Source organism: Bacillus sp. BB081, assembly GCF_008368895.1.
Classification (GTDB): Bacteria; Bacillota; Bacilli; order Bacillales; family Bacillaceae_G; genus Bacillus_A; species Bacillus_A wiedmannii.
In genome coordinates this window covers 1-3,452 of record NZ_QOZX01000085.1, presented here as the reverse complement: position 1 = coordinate 3,452, position 3,452 = coordinate 1, and the positions used below count along the sequence as shown (strand labels likewise).

Genomic DNA, 3,452 nt, shown 5'->3' with positions numbered 1-3,452 from the left:
ATTTGTATTATAGCAGGAGGGTATTTTACTATGGAATACTTAAAACAAAAAGAAAAAGAAGAAAAGTTTTGGAAAGACCAAGAAACACGGATAGGAAATTATATTCATTACAATATTCGGGATGTAAAATGTATTACGTTTACAAAACATGATATAAGTCCGATGGGTGTTCCTAGATTAAAAGGATATATAAACAATAATGAAAAATTAGATTTTATAGCTTATATTAGTACTACAGAAAATTTTGAAGATGACTTTACACGTTCTAGAGAATTAGGAAAACTTATAAAAGATCCTGAAAAATCGGTATCTGAAATTGAAAAAGAAGAGAAGGAAAAGAAACAAGAGTAGTCTTTGCGATTACTCTTTTATTTTTCTATAATAAAAGAGTTGAAAATATGAAAGTAAACTAATAATAAAAAGTTTGCTTTCAAATTAGAAAGGGTTAGTCCCTCACTCTACTCCAGCTAAAAACCTCACACCCAAAAACAAAGGGGAACTCAATTATTCAAATTCATATAAAGTTTCAATCTTGTCTAAGTATCCATTAGGATATACAATGGATCATCCATTTTTCTTTACATAATCTCCAGATACAGTCCATATCAACTATAGATTCTTGTCTTATGCTAAATGTAATCAAAAAGCAAGTAGATAAAGATAATGACTAAAACATTAACTCTAGATACTTTTTTGATGAATATTACAAATAAACAGGAGGTAATGAAAAATGATTAAAACATTATTAGCAGGAGCACTTTTAAGTACAGGATTGGTAGCGGGAGGTGCAGTAGGTGCAGATGATGCGAAAATGGATAATTTAAAGTCAAATGAAAATAGTTCAAATCAAGTAATTACACAGAGTGTAGATGGAACAACGTCTTTCTCACAAAACTTTGATTTACCTAAAGATGCAGTGCCAGCAACTGCTAAAGGAGACGCAAAAACAGTTGAAAGAACAGAAGGTACAGGTTCTCAAGAAGGAAAAATGGTACCGACAAAAGAAGGTACAGATTCTCAACCAGGATTTGAAATGGGATCCCCTGAGAAACCAGAACATGCAAAAACTGTTGAAAGAACAGAGGGCACAGACTCTCAAGAAGGAAAAATGGTACCAGCAAAAGAAGGAAATTAAATAATATATAGTTATAACGAGGAGCATCCAAAAAGTGGTGCTCTTTTTATATTATAGGGATTAACCAGTTTTACTGAATATAGAACTGTAGGAGGAATTGAGACTAGAACATGGGGGCCTATCTCTTCAAATCATGGTGTTTAGGGCAATAGTTTTGGTGGTAACGTTACAATACAAACATTTTATTAGAGATTTTCTAAATTTACATACACTCTAGATAGACTACATATCAACTTCAGATACTTGTTTTATGATACAAGTAATCAAACAAAAGGAGGGCGATACAAAATGATTAAAACAGTATTAACAGGGCACTCTTTTATGTACAGGAGATTATTAGCAGGTGGAGCAAATGTTGAAGATATACAGACAGATAAGCATATTCCATATGAACAAGATGAATTGCAGCAAACTCTAGAAAAGTACGATTCGAAGAAGTTTGAGTTATAAAAAGAAAATAGATAAATGAACAAGAGAAAAGTATTTTCATTTGGATATAGGACTTGAATCAAACTTTTATACTAGAATATATACGGCAAAAAGGAGGGAGTACATTGCACAAAATTATTTATGGAATATTAATTTTAATATATACTTTGTATTCATTTTTTGTAAGTGACGGAAGTGAAGTAAGGTTTATTATGCTGTTAACTATAGTACTTATCTTTTCTGTGGTTTTAGAAAAAGGAAATGCAAACAAAACGACTGATTAAGGGTCGTTTTGTTTGCATTTTTTTAATTGGCTATTACAGTCCAGATGTTTTAGGGGGAGCACCAAATTTCATTTTTGGGGCACTATTAAATTTTTAGTTGATGAAAATACGGTGCAACTCCTACTAGAGAAAACACCGCCTAAAATAGAAAACTTTTAACCTATTATCCTCTATTCCGTAGCTTTTAAGGTATTTAACACGACTTTGGTTGCGTCTGCAATAAGTTTATCGTCATATTTAGCATCTTCTTTATCATGATTAGAAAGTATAGCAAGAACAATCGGCTTTTTATTTGGTGGCCAAATAATTGCGATATCATTTCTTGTTCCGTAAGATCCCGCGCCTGTTTTATCAGCTACTTCCCATCCTTTTGGTACGCCCGCACGAATCAATTTGTCTCCAGTTGTATTTCTCTTCATCCAATCTACTAATAGTTCACGTTTTTCTATTGGAAGTGCAGTTCCTAATGTAAATGATTGAAGTGTCTTAGCTATCGCTTCTGGTGTGCTGGTATCATGTGTTTCTCCTGGATGCACTTCATTTAATTCAGGTTCAAATCGTTCTGAAGTAGTAACAGTATCTCCCATTTCTCTCAAGATTTTTTCAAATTCAGAGGGACCTCCTAACTGTTTAAGAATCAAATTATGTGCTGTGCTGTCACTATATCGAACTGAAGCATCTGCAAGTTCTTTTAACGTCATTCCTGTATCAACATGCTTTTCAGTAATTGGATTATAATTAGAAAGATCTTCATGAGTATACGTAATTCTTTGATCAAGAGCTTCTAATGAGTTCTTGCGTAAAAGAGCGCCCACAGCTAATGATTTAGATGTAGATGCAAACGCAAAACGATCATCTGAATGATAAGCAATCGTTTGATTCGTACCTGTGTCCAGTGCATAAATACCAAGCTTAGCATCATATTCTTTTTCAAGTTTAGCAAAAGATTGATTTCCTGTATTTTCTTGTTTAATTTGATTAGCTTGATTCGTTTGTTTAGGTGGTTCAGATTGAGTGTTACTATTGGAACATCCTATAAGTGATACACATGAAAGTAATACTACAGGTACAATCTTTTTGGAATGTAAAATGTTATAGAACTTGTTTAAAACGAACATAAATTTTCAACCTCTTTCAAGAATATATGGATTTTGTCTAGGTATTCTAAATACCGATGCAATTAAAGATGACATAGGGTAACAATACTACTGCAGCTAAATTTTCAAAGGTTAAAGGATATCCAAAACGTTTATATGATTGATAAGTCACGGTTTGGGTTGTTTCTTTTTTGTTTTTACTTGTAATGGTTCGCCTGTGAAAGTATTAAACTTGTAATACTTAACCGTAGTATTACAATACATATTTTTTACTTTTGGGAATAATAAGTCCTTTCTTTTTTTTGTAATACATAAAAATAGATGTCAAACGGGATATGTTGTATCCAATCTGGACAACTCACATTAGAAATACACTTATTAGACACTCTAAGTAATAAATTTGTTCCACTTCAAGAGGAGGGAGAATTTTGGGTTTGTAAAATAACAATGAAACTACGTGTTTTTTCTTCATACAAAAACCTCTACATATTGAAGTGAACCCTGAAA

At 32.3% G+C, this 3,452-nt stretch carries 5 protein-coding genes; 4 read left to right on the top strand and 1 reads right to left on the bottom strand.

The window, feature by feature from the left end; genetic code table 11:
* From DN394_RS25520 to DN394_RS29115, 4 genes are all read left to right on the top strand, one after another.
* The coding region (locus tag DN394_RS25520; protein ID WP_255451658.1) for a DUF1433 domain-containing protein at positions 1–351 on the top strand (351 nt) is incomplete at its 5' end.
* Positions 352–730: 379 nt separating this feature from the next.
* Entirely contained in the window at positions 731–1,135 is a 405-nt protein-coding gene (locus tag DN394_RS25515; protein WP_088080524.1) for an alpha-ketoglutarate permease, read from the top strand.
* 288 nt (positions 1,136–1,423) lie between these two features.
* Positions 1,424–1,585 (top strand): hypothetical protein, encoded by a 162-nt coding sequence (locus tag DN394_RS29120; RefSeq protein WP_016513667.1) that lies wholly within the window; start codon positions 1,424–1,426, stop codon positions 1,583–1,585.
* A gap of 104 nt (positions 1,586–1,689) precedes the next feature.
* Positions 1,690–1,848, top strand: a complete 159-nt coding sequence (locus DN394_RS29115; RefSeq protein ID WP_000548946.1) for a hypothetical protein — start codon at positions 1,690–1,692, stop codon at positions 1,846–1,848.
* Between the two features lie 170 nt (positions 1,849–2,018).
* Here DN394_RS29115 and blaIII read toward each other — a convergent pair whose 3' ends face one another.
* Entirely contained in the window at positions 2,019–2,966 is a 948-nt protein-coding gene (blaIII, locus tag DN394_RS25510) for a class A beta-lactamase BlaIII (RefSeq protein ID WP_098909975.1), read from the bottom strand.
* Between the last annotated feature and the right edge of the window lie 486 nt (positions 2,967–3,452).